This is a genomic window from Flavobacterium seoulense, from assembly GCF_000695795.1.
Classification (GTDB): domain Bacteria; phylum Bacteroidota; class Bacteroidia; order Flavobacteriales; family Flavobacteriaceae; genus Flavobacterium; species Flavobacterium seoulense.
Map to the genome: position 1 here is coordinate 143,335 of NZ_JNCA01000009.1, position 15,762 is coordinate 159,096.

At 33.8% G+C, this 15,762-nt stretch carries 14 protein-coding genes; 11 read left to right on the forward strand and 3 right to left on the reverse strand.

The genetic code is table 11. From position 1 onward, the window contains the following. Positions 1-94: 94 nt before the first annotated feature. The 8 genes from FEM21_RS05260 (at position 95) to FEM21_RS05295 (ending at position 11,479) form a co-directional block, all read left to right on the forward strand. Positions 95-3,325, forward strand: a complete 3,231-nt coding sequence (locus FEM21_RS05260; RefSeq protein ID WP_035658635.1) for a SusC/RagA family TonB-linked outer membrane protein — start codon at positions 95-97, stop codon at positions 3,323-3,325. A gap of 25 nt (positions 3,326-3,350) precedes the next feature. Further along, a complete protein-coding gene (locus tag FEM21_RS05265) occupies positions 3,351-5,354 on the forward strand; it encodes a RagB/SusD family nutrient uptake outer membrane protein (protein ID WP_035658638.1) in 2,004 nt (667 codons plus the stop codon). Positions 5,355-5,591: 237 nt separating this feature from the next. Beyond that, complete coding sequence (locus tag FEM21_RS05270; RefSeq protein WP_236353528.1) at positions 5,592-5,963, forward strand: hypothetical protein; 372 nt, start codon at positions 5,592-5,594, stop codon at positions 5,961-5,963. A 252-nt stretch (positions 5,964-6,215) separates the two neighbouring features. Next, positions 6,216-7,139 carry a hypothetical protein gene (locus FEM21_RS05275; protein WP_035658643.1) on the forward strand — a complete coding sequence of 308 codons (924 nt, stop codon included), beginning with the start codon at positions 6,216-6,218 and terminating at the stop codon, positions 7,137-7,139. Positions 7,140-7,143: 4 nt separating this feature from the next. After that, positions 7,144-9,123, forward strand: a complete 1,980-nt coding sequence (locus FEM21_RS05280) for a TonB-dependent receptor plug domain-containing protein (protein WP_035658646.1) — start codon at positions 7,144-7,146, stop codon at positions 9,121-9,123. 3 nt (positions 9,124-9,126) lie between these two features. Then, complete coding sequence (locus FEM21_RS05285; RefSeq protein ID WP_051627491.1) at positions 9,127-9,525, forward strand: hypothetical protein; 399 nt, start codon at positions 9,127-9,129, stop codon at positions 9,523-9,525. 24 nt (positions 9,526-9,549) lie between these two features. Next, positions 9,550-10,398: an MbnP family protein gene (locus FEM21_RS05290; RefSeq protein WP_035658649.1), complete on the forward strand. Its 849-nt coding sequence runs from the start codon at positions 9,550-9,552 to the stop codon at positions 10,396-10,398. A gap of 64 nt (positions 10,399-10,462) precedes the next feature. After that, on the forward strand, positions 10,463-11,479 hold the full coding sequence (locus FEM21_RS05295) for a cytochrome-c peroxidase (protein ID WP_035658652.1): 1,017 nt from the start codon (positions 10,463-10,465) through the stop codon (positions 11,477-11,479). Here FEM21_RS05295 and FEM21_RS05300 read toward each other — a convergent pair whose 3' ends face one another. From FEM21_RS05300 to FEM21_RS05310, 3 genes are all read right to left on the reverse strand, one after another. Continuing rightward, complete coding sequence (locus FEM21_RS05300) at positions 11,480-11,902, reverse strand: arsenate reductase ArsC (protein ID WP_035658654.1); 423 nt, start codon at positions 11,900-11,902, stop codon at positions 11,480-11,482. Positions 11,903-12,034: 132 nt separating this feature from the next. Then, entirely contained in the window at positions 12,035-12,484 is a 450-nt protein-coding gene (locus tag FEM21_RS05305) for a DUF6428 family protein (protein WP_035658656.1), read from the reverse strand. 58 nt (positions 12,485-12,542) lie between these two features. Beyond that, on the reverse strand, positions 12,543-12,869 hold the full coding sequence (locus FEM21_RS05310) for an ArsR/SmtB family transcription factor (RefSeq protein ID WP_035658659.1): 327 nt from the start codon (positions 12,867-12,869) through the stop codon (positions 12,543-12,545). Between the two features lie 360 nt (positions 12,870-13,229). Here FEM21_RS05310 and FEM21_RS05315 point away from each other — a divergent pair, with 360 nt between their 5' ends. The 3 genes from FEM21_RS05315 (at position 13,230) to FEM21_RS16595 (ending at position 15,756) form a co-directional block, all read left to right on the forward strand. Further along, positions 13,230-14,276: a DUF1852 domain-containing protein gene (locus FEM21_RS05315; protein WP_081824642.1), complete on the forward strand. Its 1,047-nt coding sequence runs from the start codon at positions 13,230-13,232 to the stop codon at positions 14,274-14,276. 27 nt (positions 14,277-14,303) lie between these two features. Beyond that, positions 14,304-15,335, forward strand: coding sequence for a methionine synthase (locus FEM21_RS05320; RefSeq protein WP_035658662.1), 1,032 nt, complete (start codon positions 14,304-14,306; stop codon positions 15,333-15,335). 253 nt (positions 15,336-15,588) lie between these two features. Further along, on the forward strand, positions 15,589-15,756 hold the full coding sequence (locus FEM21_RS16595) for a hypothetical protein (RefSeq protein WP_201448271.1): 168 nt from the start codon (positions 15,589-15,591) through the stop codon (positions 15,754-15,756). The last annotated feature ends 6 nt before the right edge of the window (positions 15,757-15,762 follow it).

A 15,762-nucleotide genomic window follows, 5' to 3' on the forward strand; every position in this document is an offset into this window, starting at 1 on the left:
GAAGCATATAACTAAAAATGTTATTCGGAATTTTTAAGAATTAATCAACCAACCCAAAACAATTAATTTATTTAACCAAAAAAGAAACTCATTTATGAAACAAACATTTAAAATGGTATTTAGTGTATTACTATTGAGCATGATAAGCTTGACTGGTATTGCACAAAATGCAAATAATAAGATTCTAATTACTGGAAAAGTAGTAGATAAAGATGGACTAGGAGTTATAGGCCTCAATGTTATTGAAAAAGGGGCTAAAAATGGCGTTTTAACTGATATTGACGGAGCTTATAAAATTCAAGTTTCAAAAGGAAGTATATTACAATTTTCTTTCATTGGAATGAAATCTGTTGAAAAGAAGGTTGGCGATGCTACTACTATTAATGTAACCATGGAAGAAGATAATGCTTCTTTAAATGAAGTAGTGGTAGTAGGGTATGGTACGCAGAAAAAATCCCACTTAACAGGAGCAATACAAACCATAAAGACAAGTGAAATTGAAGATTTACCAACAAATAATCTAGCTGTTGCATTAGCAGGAAGAATTGTAGGTATTGATGTTTCAGGAGGTACGGCCAGACCAGGAAAATCAGCAGCGATTAATGTTCGTAAATCTGTTTCTCTTTCTAAAGATGGAGGAAATACTACTCCTTTGTACGTTATAGATGGAGTATTACAGGTTGCAGGAGATGGTTCTAATGATAGTACTTTGTTTGATAGTTTGGATGCCTCTGAGGTGGAGAGTTTAACATTTCTTAAGGATGCAGCAGCCGCTATTTATGGTTCCAGATCAGCTAATGGGGTGGTTATTGTAACTACAAAAAGAGGAAAAAAAGGAACCACTAAATTTTCGTATGCTGGTTTGTACGGTTATCAGGATGAAACCTACAGAACTAAAATGTTAAATGCATACGATTATGCTAGATATTATAATATTATGAATGGCCCTAATGGGCATAATAGGCCTATTAATGCTCCACAGTTTTTCTTTTCAGATGATGAATTAGAATATTTTAAGACACTAAATTATAACCAATTAGAAGATGAGTGGAAACCTTCAACAAATCAAAAACATACCTTAAATATTTCTGGAGGTACGGAGAAAGCTACTTTTTTTGCCGGAGGATCATATTATACTCAAACAGGAAATTTAAGTAATATTGATTTTGCTAAATGGACATTCAGATCTGGTGCTGATTTTAATATTTCGGATAATTTCAAGGCAGGTATTCAAATAGCAGGTTACTTTAATGATAGAACTAATACTAACAGTAGAAATGGTGGTACTAATGAGGAGAATGATTATAGAAGGTTATTAAATGCTTCTCCTTATTTACCTCAATATATTCAAGGTTTAGCTGTACAAAGGCTAAATACTTCAAATGAATCTCAATATCATTTTGGTGAAATTAATCGTTTAGGGAATATTTCTACTAATAAAGGAAATAATTTGTCAGTTAATCTCAATGTAGAGTATCAAATACCTTTTATACAAGGATTATCTGCCAGAGCATCTTATGCTCGCAACGTATCTTACAACAGATCTACTTATATAGGAACTAAATTTACTACCTATCAGTTTGAAACTAAACTAGGAGTTCATGGGGCTAATGGACATATTTTTGACCCCAATGCAGATTTGTCATCATATAATAAAATTACACCTAGAATTAATAATAACGGTAATAGGATAGGTTGGGGGGATAGTAGATCTCAATCGGAACAAACCAACTTGAATTTGGTGTATAGTCGTGATTTTGGAAAACATTCAGTATCAGGTTTGTTTTCTGTTGAAAGGGGAGAGTCTGAAAGCACTGGTGATGATTTTTACAAAGAAGATCCACTGCCAACAACTAATGGACAATTGTTTACCGCTCCTGGAGTTTTAGATGGTTCTACTACGGGGGTTGAATCGGGATCATTAGCTTATGTTGGTCGTTTGAATTATTCATATTCTGAAAAGTATTTAGCTGAATTTCTATTTAGAAGTGATGCTTCTACCAAATTTGCCCCGGAAAATTATTGGGGTAAGTTTTATTCTTTATCAGCAGGATGGGTAATTTCAAAAGAAGATTTCTTTAAATCCAGTGTGGTGGATTTCTTAAAGTTTAGATATTCCATAGGGAAATTAGGCGCTGATAATACTAAAGCATGGCAATGGAGACAACGCTTTACCTATCGAAATGGTGAAGGAGTAGTAATAGGAAATGGTAACCCTACAACAGGTTTAAAGATGGAAGTAACTCCTAACAGAGATGCAACCTGGTCAGAAGAATTAAAAACAAATTTTGGTATTGATTCAAGATTTTTAAACAGCAGATTGTCTTTAACAGCTGAGATGTATTACAACATTGCAACAAGAATGTTGATGAGTAAAACGGCAGACGTACCAGCTACTGTAGGAGGTTCGGTTGCTGCTGAGAATTATGGGAAAAGAGATAATTGGGGTTATGAATTTTCTTTAGGATGGGATGATCGAATAGGAGAAGATTTTAAATATGGAGTAAATATTAACTTTGGTTGGGGTAATGACAATCAAATTGTAGGAGATTTCAATACACAGGAAAGTTTGTTGCCTTGGGGAGTAAAAGCAGGACCTTCTGACAGAGGTGTATGGGGACATGATTATGTAGGAATGTTAAAAACTCAGGAAGATATTGACGCTTATGTGGCTAAATATAATATTAAGGAAGTGTTTGGAGTAGCCGCAGCCAATCTTAGACCGGGTTCATTATCCTATGCTGATATTCGTGGCCCTATGAATCCAACTACAGGTGAATTTGCACCGGCTGATGGAATTGTAGATCAGTGGGATCAGATTCAATTAGCCAAAAGAGAAGGTACAAGATACAGTATGGGAACTACTTTTAAGCTAGGTTATAAAAATATCACTTTAAATGCTGTGGTTACGGCATCTTTCGGTGGAGGATGGAATGAGGTAGATGGTCAAACCAGAAAGTCGATGAAGTCAGCGATTAATGATGGGATTGATAATAGACCTTCGATTTGGAATAATATTTATGACCCAGTTTTAAATCCAAATGGTACAATGCCAAACCCTTACAATGAAGCGCTAAATTTAGCACCTACTTCTACATTTTGGCAACGTTCTGCTACCAGCATTCAAATGCGTAATATCAATTTAGGGTATGCAATGCCAGAGAGATATATTAAGGCGTTAGGAATTAGTAGTTGTCGATTGAATCTTACAGCTATTAACCCATTCATTTTATACAATCCTTTTGATTATAAAGGACCAAATGGAGCTTATGATGTTTACCCAGATATAAAAACCTATTCTTTGGGGATAAATTTAGCTTTCTAATTAAGAACAAATTAAATTATTGATCATGAAAAATATAAAAATAAATATATTAAAAGGAGTTTTGCTAATGCTGTCTTTAGCAAGTTGTAGCGATGATTTCCTTGCTGAAAAAGAAGACTTGACGGGTGTTAACGAACAGGTATATCAGGATCCAATTTTAGGCAAATTTTATGTAGATTATATCTATAAATTGATTTTGCCTACAAATGGTACTACCGTTTTTACATGGGATTTAGCAGTAAATAATGATAATTTTTCCAGAGCAACCGATGAATTGCCAGGAGAGGTAAACTGGAATAAGGTTTGGGCAGCACCAGGAACTAATACAGATGCCAATTGTTTACCATACATAGGGGCTCGTGTAACTCAAAGTATAGCAAATAATACCTATACCAGATTAAGGCAAATAAATTTATTCCTTGATAATATTGATAAATATGGAATGGCTGAAGCTGACAAAAATCTGCTGAAAGGACAAATGTATTTTTGGAGAGCTTGGCAATATTTTGATTTAGTTAGATTGTATGGAGGTGTTCCTTTGGTTTTAACAGCTCAAAGTTCTATAGGAGAGGGGCAAGATCTAAAAATACCTAGAAGTTCAACTTCTGCCTGTATAGAACAAATTGTTGCTGATTTAGATAAGGCAATAGCTCTATGCCCGCCTAAATGGGATAATGCTGAATGGGGGCGAATTAATTCTGGTGCTGCTGCAGCTTTCAAAGGACGTGTTTTATTAACCTGGGCGAGTCCATTATTTAACCGTACTGATGATATAGCTCGTTGGCAACGTGCTTATGATGCTAATGTTGAGGCTAAAACAATACTAGAAGCTAATGGATTTAAACTTTTTAGTACTGGTGGTTTTGCTAATGGTGTTGCATGGGAAAACATGTGGTTTGCAGAGGCTGGAAATTCTGAGGCAGTAATTGTTTATGGATTTAATAATTCCTCTTCATCTAATTTGATGCGAAATAATAACTGGGAAAGAGCATGTCGTTCTAAAACATCTGGAGGAGCAGGTTCTATTGGAGCAACTAAGCAAATTATGGATGCATTTCCTATGAAAGACGGTAAAGCTCCAGGGGTTTCTACTGCTTATCCATATTCATTGCAAACATTTTATAAAAATAGAGACCCACGATTCTATAAAACATTTGTTTACAATGGAGCTCCATGGGCTTACGCTGAGGATGTTAATTTTAAACAATTTAGTTATTATTGGTTTAGAACAGCTCCAGCTGATGCAACAGTTTTACCGACTGGTTTTACGGAAACTTTAGGAACTGTTAATACTAATGTGTATATAAGAAAAGCTATTAATTCAAAAGCAAGTAATGCAAATGCTTATCAATTTAGTGGTACAGATTATATGGAAATGCGTTTTGCAGAAGTACTGTTAAATTTAGCAGAATCTGCTATTGGAGTTAATAAATTGGCAGAGGGTAAAGCTTTGATTGCAAAGGTTAGAGAAAGAGCTGGTATAGAGAGCAACGGCGGTACTTTTGGTTTGGGAGATGTAGTTACAAGAGATCAGCATTTTGCTGCTGCTATCAACGAAAGAAAAGTAGAATTTGCTTATGAAAGTAAACGTTTCTGGGATTTAAGACGTTGGATGCTTTTCAATAATGATTTTGGTACTTGTACAAGATTGAACCAAACTCCTATTGAAGGTATGAGAAGAACTGGAGTATTTTTTATTGCACAAAAAAATGGAGCTAATTATGTGGGAACTGCAGATCCATTCCTGCCAGTAAATGGAGTTGCTCCAGTAGCCGATAGAAATCCTGTAACTTACCCAGCCGGTATAACGACTTATGACCAATATGTGGATTATTTTTATGCTAACTATATTAAAGTTATAGAAAAAGACAATGTGGATCCTGTAAATGTAACAATACCATGGAAATTTAAATGGTATAATCAGTATTATTTCTTTGGTTTTCCTCCTAGTTTTCTTAATACTGCACTTTATTTAGGACAAACTTCAGGCTGGTCGGGAGGTACATCAACTTTTGATCCATTGCAATAAAAATTGAATTATAGATAGATCTTGTTAAATCAAGATATAAAGGCCTTTGGTTAAAAAAATAATTAGTTTGGTTTTTATTTTTTACCTCAAGAGTAATTATACTCTTGAGGTTTTTTTATTTTAATGGTTTGTTTAACTATTTTGTTAAAAAAGCTATTTCATTCAATAAATAGAATTTTTTAATCAAAATAGAAATAAAAATGCCGTACTTTTGTGCCCAAAACATTTTACAAGCTGTTGAAAAGGTTATTTATCATAGTACTTTCTATTTTAATTTTCTTGCCGTCTTTTGGCAGTCTGTTTGTGTATGCTTCATTCAAAATCAATCAGGACGAAATAGCAAAGACTATTTGCGTACAGCGTAAACAGGTTTTCAATAGCTGTAATGGGCGATGCGAATTACAAAAAAGCATAAAAAAATATTCTGATAACGAAAGAAAAATGCAGGACAAGCTAAAAGACAAAGTAGAGCTTGTATATGTTCAAAATACTGTTGAAATTGATTTTGAAGTAATTCCTGTTGTTATATCGAAAAAAAATACTTCTATTTTATTCGAAAAGAAACCTGTTAGTGTTTCTCATAGTACTTTTCATCCTCCCCTCTGTTAATTTCAATCGATTTTTAGTTTCAAAAATAATAGCGTATAATGTTATTGTTGTTCTTTCGATAATCTAAAAAGCAGCATTTTATAGGTTTGTTTTTTATTGATTTCTTCCCAAAAAATAACATTTTAGTTGGAACTTTAAATCATATTCACGTTAATTTTAGCGTATTCATCTGGTCTGATTCTATGAATTTTGTTTGTCAAAATTTTGCTGAAACAGGCTAAATTTCAAACTGTTTTATACATTCATTAGCTAATGAAATCTTTCCAATTTTTTGTAATTGCAATACTATTTGTGATTACTTCCTGTACCATTGATAAAACCGATTATGAAGCGGAATTAGAATCTGAAGTTCCGGAATTCTATGAGTTTAAAGAAGCAACTTCGTTTACCAGCGGTAGTTATAAAATAAGTATCGAAGCCTTGAACGGAATATTTTATAAAGGCTATAACGAACTTCATTTAAAAGTTGTTAATACACAAACTAATCAAGTTGTAACTCCTTCTAATGTGACTTTTTTACCAATATTAAGTAATACTGACGGCAGTAAAACATCCTGCCCGCATGAATATAATTTAGGCTACGATGCTGTAAATAAATACAATGTTGGTTATTCTGTTTTTACAACCGAAAGTTCAACAGCTACGACTTGGAAATTGTACGTTAATTTTACTGCTGATAATCAAATTTACAAAGTGGAGAAAGATATTACTGTTGAAAAACAGAGTAATAAAAACCTGAACATGACGTCTTTTACAGGAAAAGATAACGAACAATATGTAATTGCGTTAATAGCGCCACAAAAACCAAAAGTTGCCGAAAACGCCTTGGTTGCCGGAATTTATAAATACAATAAACCAACAATACCTGCAGGAGTTTTCCCTGATCCAACTCAGTTTTCGTATTCAAAAGTGAGCGGCTATACTTTGAAATTAGATCCAAGAATGCCTGAACCTTCTATGGGAAATCACTCTTCGCCAAACAATAAAGATTTGGTTCAGCAAAATGATGGCCTGTATCAAGGTATTGTTAATTACACAATGACAGGCAACTGGACTCTGAATTTCATTTTGCAAAATCAAAACGGATTGATTGTAAAAGGAACACTTGTTTCCACTGATTTTACGCCCGGAGTAGAAGGAGTGAAAAGCGAACTTTTTATTGATACCTTATTTTAAAAAGATGAAATATATACTAATGTTACTTTTTTTAGGAATGTCTGTAAATGCTCAAAATAAGTATATACAGCACGACAGTATAAAGAACTTAAAGGAAGTAAAAGTAAAAAGTGCGACCAAGAATAAAATTGAAACCGAAATGAAAATAGCAGTTTCAGTGGATGAATTTTTGTCGTCTTCGGATAATATCAGTTTTATAAAACGTGGTGCTTATGCCTGGGAACCTTTGCTGAATAATATGAGTACCGAGCGTTCTATGGTGACTATTGATGGTATGCATGTTTTTGGCGCTTGTACCGATAAAATGGATCCAATAACTTCTTATGTAGAAAGTAATAATCTGGCAGCAATTGATATAAAATCAGGGCAGGAAGGAAGTTTGCACGGAGCTACAGTTGCCGGAAGTATTGATTTAAAAAGAAAAAATACCGCATTCAGTGTAGAAAAAAAATGGAGTGGCGCGTACCAAAGTGGTTTCGAATTCAACAACAAGCAATTTTTCAATCTAGGCAATGTGTCTTTTTCGAGTAACAAATTTGTTGCTGATGGAAGTGTTTCCTATCGAAAAGCAGAAAATTATTCTGATGGAAATAACGATGTTGTAAAACATTCGCAGTATAAAAAGTTCAATACTTCGTTAGGTTTGGCTTATAAAACCAGTGATTTATCATCCGTAAGAGTTGATGCTATTTTTGATATGGCAAAAGATGTTGGTTTTCCGGCTTTGCCAATGGATTTGTCGCTTTCCAGAGCGTTGATTACTTCGGCTTCATATAAGCAATTATTTGAAGAAGGATTAGTGAGCGTGGTGGATACCAAAATTTATTTTAATGCGATCGAACATTATATGGACGACACTACGCGTCCCGAAAATTTGGTACACATGGACATGCCTGGCTGGAGTACGACTTACGGTTTGGTTTCGAAAGCCAATTTGAAAAAGAACAATTATTCTTCGGAAATAGCATTGAATGCTTATGATAATTTGTCGATTGCCGAAATGCGAATGTATCCGCAGGACAGAAGCCAAAGAACCATGTTTGCTTACAGCTGGCCATGGGTTACGACTCGTTATGCCGGACTTTCTATGAATAATTCCTGGGATATTTCAGAGAAAAGCCAAGTAAACTTAGGCGGGTCTTTGGGGGTAAATTACAATTATTCAAAATATGTAGAGTTCAACTGGATTTTTCATCCGGGAGCGCCACAGGAAAAAACCAGGTTTTTACCAAATTTGAACGCAGGATATCAGTTGCAGATTGATCAGTTTAATTTTTCTGTTGGAACAGGCTATGGACATCGTGCGCCATCGGTTTCTGAGGGTTACGGTTATTATATTTACAACAGTTTTGATCGCTATGATTACATTGGAAATCCAAATTTAAAAAACGAAATTTCGTATGAAGGAAATGCTTCGGCTGGATTTAAAAACGAAAAATTGAGCATTCAGGCTAAGGTCAATTATTTCTATATCGAAAATTATATCATTGGTAGAATCCTGAGTATGGGAAGTCCGATGAATTATCAATCGGTGGGTGTAAAAGGTTATACGGCTTTAGATTATTCGACCCTTTTTAATATGTCAGTCAATACGACTTATGATATTTTAGAACATTTGCATTGGAAAGGAACTCTGACTTATGCAAGAGGATTGGATGATAAAGGAGGGAATTTACCATTTATTCGTCCGTTGAGTTACCAAACTTCGCTTCATTTTATGCATGGGAATTTCGGAATCCAGACTGCTGTAAATGGCGATTTGGCACAAATTAATTACAGCCCGGAATATGGCGAAGACGAAACCAAAGCCTATAAAATCTGGAATCTTTCGGCTAATTATACTTTCAATTTTAAAAATGTAAAAAGCGTTGTACAAGTTGGTGCCGAAAACATCCTAAACGAATATTACAGCACTTATGCCGACTGGGGAAATATTCCAAGAATGGGACGTAATATTTTTACCTCTTTAAAATTAAGTTTCTAAAAAATGAAAAAAGTTTTCAGTATAACAATGACAATATTGTTTCTGTTGGTTTCTTTCCAGCAGGCATTGATTGTGGTTTGTTTTAAGCTGAATCAACAACAAATAGAACAGGCGTTTTGTGTTAATAAAGCTAAGCCACAATTACAATGTCATGGTAATTGCCATTTGAAAAAAGAGTTGGAAAAATCAGAAAAAAGCAATGATCTCGAACTTAATGGTATTGGCAAAAAGATTGAAATTGCTTTGTTTTCGAATATTGAATTTGAAGCTGAAATTTTTAAAGAAATCAATTCTAATCGAATAATTGTTTATAAAGAATTAGGAAAATTAGAGCCTTATCTGGAGATTATTGTACCGCCGCCTGTTGTGTTTTTTGTTAATCAGTCTCAATTTATAACATAGAAATACAATATTAAAATAATAAAAATGCAAAATTTTAAAAAATACCTTTTACTGTCATTTGCCGCATTGGCATTCGTATCATGTTCAAATAATGATGATCCTGTTGCTAATAATGTGACTTTAGAATTCAATAATACCTTCAAAAATAATACGATTGTTCTGGGAGATGCTGCTTCAACTTCGGCTACAACAAATACCTCTGCCGGAGGGCAAATTCATCATTTTTCGGAATTAAAATATGTAATTAGTAATATCCGTCTTATCAAAGAAGATGGAAGCGAAGTAACTTATAATGTAAATGATTTAGACAAAGGCGCAACAGTTATTGATCAGTCAAAAGCGGCTTCATTGAGCTACATTTTGAGTAATATTCCTTCGGCGACTTATAAGCAAATTAAATTTGGATTAGGAATTAAACCGGAAATAAACACTCTGGATCAGGTTCGTTTTCCAAATTTCTATGCAGCTGCAGGAGCTAATGATACAAAAATGCACTGGGAATGGGGAACAGGTTACCGTTTTACTAAAATTGAAGGTTTCTATGATGTTGACAATAAAGCTTTGTCAATTCATACAGGAAGCACTGTTGAGGGAACAGCTCCAAACTACACACAAGGAGTGAATGCTTACAGAGACATTACTTTAAACTTGACTACAAATGCGATTGTAGGTGGTAGTGCTCCAAAAATTAAAATCAAAGCTGATTTTGATAAATTGTTAAGCGGAAAAACAAACACAATTACATTAGGTGCAGGAAATGCAACACCAAGTATTCATACTGCTGCTAATATGGTATTGTATGTTGATAATTTGGGTGGAAATGGTTCAAGTGACATCAGCGGAATGTTCTCAATTACGAGTGTAGAAAACTAATTTATAATTCAGAGCCGTTTGATTTTTCAAGTTCTAAACGGCTCTGTTTTTAAAATCATTTAGAATGAAAAAATTAATCGGAATTGTATCATTACTAATTTTGTTAGTGTCTTGCAGCAGCAATGATACTGACGGAATTTATTATGATAATCCTGAAGTTTCGCTCGAAATTCCTGCTGGTTTTCCTGAACTGAATTCTTTTGTAAGCTTAAATAAGCTTACAAAATATGGCGTGGAATTAGGTGAAAAATTATTTTCAGATAAAAGATTTAGTGCTGATAATACCATTTCCTGTTCGAGTTGTCATATTCAGGCGAATGCTTTTGCCGATCATAATCCGCAGGGAATAGGAATCGAAGGAAGAGTAGGACTTCGAAATACACCGGCGATTCAGAATTTAATTTTTATGAAGTTTTTCAACTGGGACGGAAGCAAACTCCAATTGGAGAATCAGCCGCTTGTTCCTATTATTACTCATGAAGAAATGGATTCTTCAATCTTAGAAGTTATTGGAAAAATAAAAGATGATGCCGTATATAAAGATTTGTTCCAAAAAGCTTTTGGTGATGAAACTATTACGCCGGAACGAATTTTTAAAAGTATCGCTCAGTTTGAGTACACCTTAATTTCAGTCAATAGTAAATACGATAAGGTGAAACGAAATGAAAGTGCTTTTACAACAGCCGAAGCACAAGGTTACGCCACTTTTCAGCAAAAATGCGCAAGCTGTCACAGCACCGAATTATTTACCGATCAAAGTTTTAGAAACATAGGTTTTCCAATAAATACTGATACTAACGAAGCAGGTCGCGCCAGAGTTACAGGAATTCCTGCTGATTACATGAGTTTTCGTGTTCCTTCGTTGCGAAATGTAGAATACACCGCTCCTTATGGGAGTTTCGGTCAGTTTCCCGACTTGAAATCGGTTTTAGATTATTTTGATAATGGCGTTTTAGATGCTGATAATCTTGATCCTGTTTTTAAAAATAATGCAGGGAAAATTCCACTTTCCGAAGAAGAAAAAACAAATCTAATTGCCTTTATGAAAACATTAAGTGACCAAAAGTTTATTGGGAAATAATCATGATTTTGAAATTTCCTGAGCAAAATTTTCGCAATAGTCTTTTATTAGCTGTCTCACTTTTCTAAATTCTTCATCGATTTCTGTCTCTGTTCCTGTAGCCTTTGCCGGGTCAGGAAAATTGTAGTGAAATTTTTCTGCATTTGTTGGGAAAAACGGACAGCGTTCTTTTGCGTTATCACAAACAGTAATTACGTAGTCAAAATCAATATGAGTGTATTCGTCAATATTGTTAGAAGTATGATTTGAAATATCGATGCCATCTTCCAGCATTGTTGCAATAGCTTTTGGATTTACTCCATGAGTTTCTACACCTGCACTGTAAACTTCAGCTTTATTGTTTGTAAAATATCTCATATAGCCCTCGGCAATTTGACTTCTACAGCTATTTCCAGTGCAAAGTATTAGTATTTTCTTTTTCATAATTTAAACGAATAACCAAATGATATTGATGATGCAGAATTTTGGATCAAAGCCAAAAATAAGCTGTAACACAATAACAGAAGAGGTGATAATAATTGGTTTTTTATAAATATTAAGTTTGCTTTTCATGTTTTAGCAGCAACCTGAATTTGGACTACAATTAGCAGTGGTGTTTTTTTGTTTTTCTGCTGGGATTCCGCATTGATCTTGCGCTAAACAAGCCGTCTTTTTGTTTTTTAGAACAAAAACATTTCCGTTAAAATCTAAATCATATTTACCGATGGTTTCAGTTTGATATTCCACTTCGATTTCAAAGTCTTTAATGTCTAATTGATCTTCCGAAAGTGTAATGATATTAAGCAATTTATTTGGTTTCAAACGATGTTCAAAATCCTTGGCATCCCAAAGTTGAAAGTTAACCACTTTCTCATTTCTGATTATACCACCACAATCGATAAACTTTTTTGTAATTATTCCAATTTCAGTAACGTGGAAATGTTCGGGTACAAAAGTTCCGTTTTCTAATTGAAATTCAACATTCACTAATGTGGATAAAATTTGTTTTATTTCAGATAATTTCATTTTATAAAATTATATTTGTTTAATGCAATATTGCGATATATTGGATCAAAAAAATGTTTTAGCAACATTTTTGTTTTGATACGTTTTGTATGATATTTGAAAAATAAGTGTTTAAAATAGCTATTGTTTTTTCGTCAATACAATAGCAAATGGAGTTTCCGGTTATGTTTCCCTTTATGATACCTGCATTTTTAAGTTCTTTTAAATGTTGTGAAACCGTAGGCTGGGCAAGAGGAAGTTCATTAACAATATCGCCACAAATACATTCATTTACTTTTAATAAATATTCGATAATGGCAATTCTCGCCGGATGTCCCAAAGCTTTAGCAATAGAAGCTATTTTATTTTGTGCATCAGTAAAGTGTTCAGTTTTAGTAGCTCCCATTTTGTTTTAAATAATATCGCAATATTACGATATTGTTTTTTGAATGACAAAGAATAATTGAGTTTTTTGAATGGGAAATTTAGGATGTAAAAAGCCTTCTATAAATTAAACGTGCTCTAAGTAGCTGTTTTTTCGAAAAAAAATCACTTTTTCGAGTGTTCAAGCAACTCAAAATCAATCCTGTCTAAGTTTTCTGAAGAAAAATTTTCTGTTTTTGTTGATTATTATATCTTACAAAAGATTAATTTTCTTTAAATGTTTTTTAAAAAAGGTAAATATTCTTATTTTAAGTAAAAATTAAAATAATTAATCTTTTGTTTTCAAATTTGTAAGGTAAAAAAAACTAAATATAGCCATCAAATGAAAACGAACCTACAAGAAGATTCAATACTAAACGAAAATAAAGATATTGAAGTCGTCCATAATACAATCAAGAATGATTTTGCATTCACGCTAAAGAGTATATTTTTCAATGAGGACTATATTCCATCGAATAGTACTCGTACAACAACCAACTTTGCTAATTTGGCAAGAGGAGCAAGTCGTCAGGAAAATGTACGCAACACTATTACTATGATTAACCATCGTTTTAATACCTTGGCAAACTGGGATAATCCTAATAATGATCGCTATTCGGTTGAATTAGAAATTGTATCTGTTGCTATAGATATTGATGGCAGCGGTAAAACATTCCCAACGATTGAGGTTTTAAAAACGCATATTATTGATCATAAAACTGGTCAACGCATTGAAGGAATTGTTGGGAATAACTTTTCTTCTTACGTGCGTGATTATGATTTTAGCGTATTGCTTTTAGAGCATAACAAAGGTAAAGATGACTATAGTATTCCGGATAATTTTGGTGAATTACACGGCAAAATATTTAAGCATTTTGTGAATTCTAAAACTTATAAAGAAAACTTTATCAAACCACCTGTTATTTGCCTGAGCGTATCACATAATAAAACCTATACTCGTACAACAAACCATCACCCAATATTAGGTTTCGAATACGAAGTCAACGATTCTTCTTTAACAGAACAATACTTCAAAAAAATGGGTTTGCAGGTTCGTTATTTTATGCCTCCTAACAGTGTTGCGCCTTTGACGTTTTATTTCTTTGGTGACTTATTAGCGGATTATACCAACCTTGAATTGATCAGTACTATTAGTACAATGGAAACCTTCCAAAAGATTTACAGACCTGAAATTTATAATGCCAATGCTGTTGCAGGGGCATGCTTTAATCCTAGTTTACAAAATCAAGATCATTCTTTAACAAAAATTGTATACGACCGGGAAGAACGAACCAGATTAGGAATTGAGCAGGGAAAATTTACAGAAGAGCATTTCATTAAGCCTAACAAAAATGTTTTAGAACAATGGTCTGCTAATTTCACTCTTTAATTGATTATAAAACATTAAAATTCGAATATGAAGAAATTATTATTACCAACATCAATTGTTGGAAGTTTACCCAAACCTGCCTGGCTTGCACCACCCGAGAAACTTTGGTCACCCTGGAAACTAGAAGGAGATCAGTTAGTTGAAGGAAAACAAGATGCGTTACGCATTTCTTTGCAGGAACAGCTATTGGCCGGGGTTGATATCATTTGTGATGGTGAGCAAACACGCCAACATTTTGTAACCACTTTTATCGAGCATTTAAGCGGTGTAGATTTTGAAAATCGTAAGATTGTAAAAATTCGTGACCGTTATGATGCGAGTGTTCCTATTGTTGTAGATCAAGTTATTCGTCAAAAATCAGTTTTTGTTGATGATGCTAAATTTTTACGTAAGCAGACTAATAAACCTATAAAATGGGCATTGCCCGGTCCGATGACAATGGTAGATACTTTATATGATGACCATTACAAAAGCCGGGAAAAATTAGCATGGGAATTTGCAAAAGCGCTCAATGAAGAAGCAAGAGAGCTTCAAGATGCGGGAGTAGATATTATCCAGTTTGATGAACCTGCATTTAATGTGTTTTTTGATGAAGTAAACGACTGGGGAATGGCAGTATTGGAAAAGGCCATTGAAGGTTTAAAGTGTCAAACGGCGGTACATATTTGTTATGGTTATGGAATACAGGCAAATAATGACTGGAAAAAAACATTGGGTTCAGAATGGCGTCAATACGAAGAAATTTTTCCAAAAATTCAAAAATCTAATATTGATATTGTGTCATTAGAGTGTCATAACTCGCGTGTGCCTTATGATTTAATGGAACTTGTTCGTGGTAAAAAAGTGATGGTAGGTGCGATTGATGTGGCAACCAACACTATCGAAACGCCCGAAGAAGTTGCTGCTACCTTACGTAAAGCTTTAGAGTTTGTAGATCCCGAAAATCTTTATCCTTCTACCAATTGTGGTATGGCTCCATTATCCCGAAAAGTAGCCAGAGGTAAGTTAAGCGCTTTAAGTGCAGGAGCAGCAATTATACGTAACGAACTTGCTATTTAGTTTCAATAATTAATATAAAATGGTTTTGTTAGTCCGTAGAGTTTAGCGACGCTACGGACTAACAAAGTTTATGAGTATTCATAGTTTTTTTAATTTATTTAACTGCAATCTTTTAGCAAATCTTTTTATCTAAAGTTTTGGTATTTCTCTACTAGGAATTTTATAACATCTGCCTGAAATTAAATAATTTACACTTTAGTCTCATTTGTAAATTTATTAAAGTTAAAAAATATTCACTTAAAAAAATAAAGTTATGGCAGAGATTAAAATTGAGAAGAAAAGGCCAGTCTGGCCATGGATAGTTGTATTGCTTTTGATTGCCGGATTAGTATATTATGTCTTTTTAAAAGATGATCAGGTGCAGAATGGTAATACTGTAGAAATGGAAAATACCATAGCAACAGATACTATTGCAGAGTAAGCAAGG

Bases quoted from the DNA above. Each gene is read 5' to 3' on its own strand.
- FEM21_RS05260 (WP_035658635.1), top strand. From the start codon at position 95: ATGAAACAAACATTTAAAATGGTATTTAGTGTATTACTATTGAGCATG.
- FEM21_RS05265 (WP_035658638.1), top strand. From the start codon at position 3,351: ATGAAAAATATAAAAATAAATATATTAAAAGGAGTTTTGCTAATGCTG.
- FEM21_RS05275 (WP_035658643.1), top strand. From the start codon at position 6,216: ATGAAATCTTTCCAATTTTTTGTAATTGCAATACTATTTGTGATTACT.
- FEM21_RS05280 (WP_035658646.1), top strand. From the start codon at position 7,144: ATGAAATATATACTAATGTTACTTTTTTTAGGAATGTCTGTAAATGCT.
- FEM21_RS05285 (WP_051627491.1), top strand. From the start codon at position 9,127: ATGAAAAAAGTTTTCAGTATAACAATGACAATATTGTTTCTGTTGGTT.
- FEM21_RS05290 (WP_035658649.1), top strand. From the start codon at position 9,550: ATGCAAAATTTTAAAAAATACCTTTTACTGTCATTTGCCGCATTGGCA.
- FEM21_RS05295 (WP_035658652.1), top strand. From the start codon at position 10,463: ATGAAAAAATTAATCGGAATTGTATCATTACTAATTTTGTTAGTGTCT.
- FEM21_RS05300 (WP_035658654.1), bottom strand. From the start codon at position 11,902: ATGAAAAAGAAAATACTAATACTTTGCACTGGAAATAGCTGTAGAAGT.
- FEM21_RS05305 (WP_035658656.1), bottom strand. From the start codon at position 12,484: ATGAAATTATCTGAAATAAAACAAATTTTATCCACATTAGTGAATGTT.
- FEM21_RS05310 (WP_035658659.1), bottom strand. From the start codon at position 12,869: ATGGGAGCTACTAAAACTGAACACTTTACTGATGCACAAAATAAAATA.
- FEM21_RS05315 (WP_081824642.1), top strand. From the start codon at position 13,230: ATGAAAACGAACCTACAAGAAGATTCAATACTAAACGAAAATAAAGAT.
- FEM21_RS05320 (WP_035658662.1), top strand. From the start codon at position 14,304: ATGAAGAAATTATTATTACCAACATCAATTGTTGGAAGTTTACCCAAA.
- FEM21_RS16595 (WP_201448271.1), top strand. From the start codon at position 15,589: ATGGCAGAGATTAAAATTGAGAAGAAAAGGCCAGTCTGGCCATGGATA.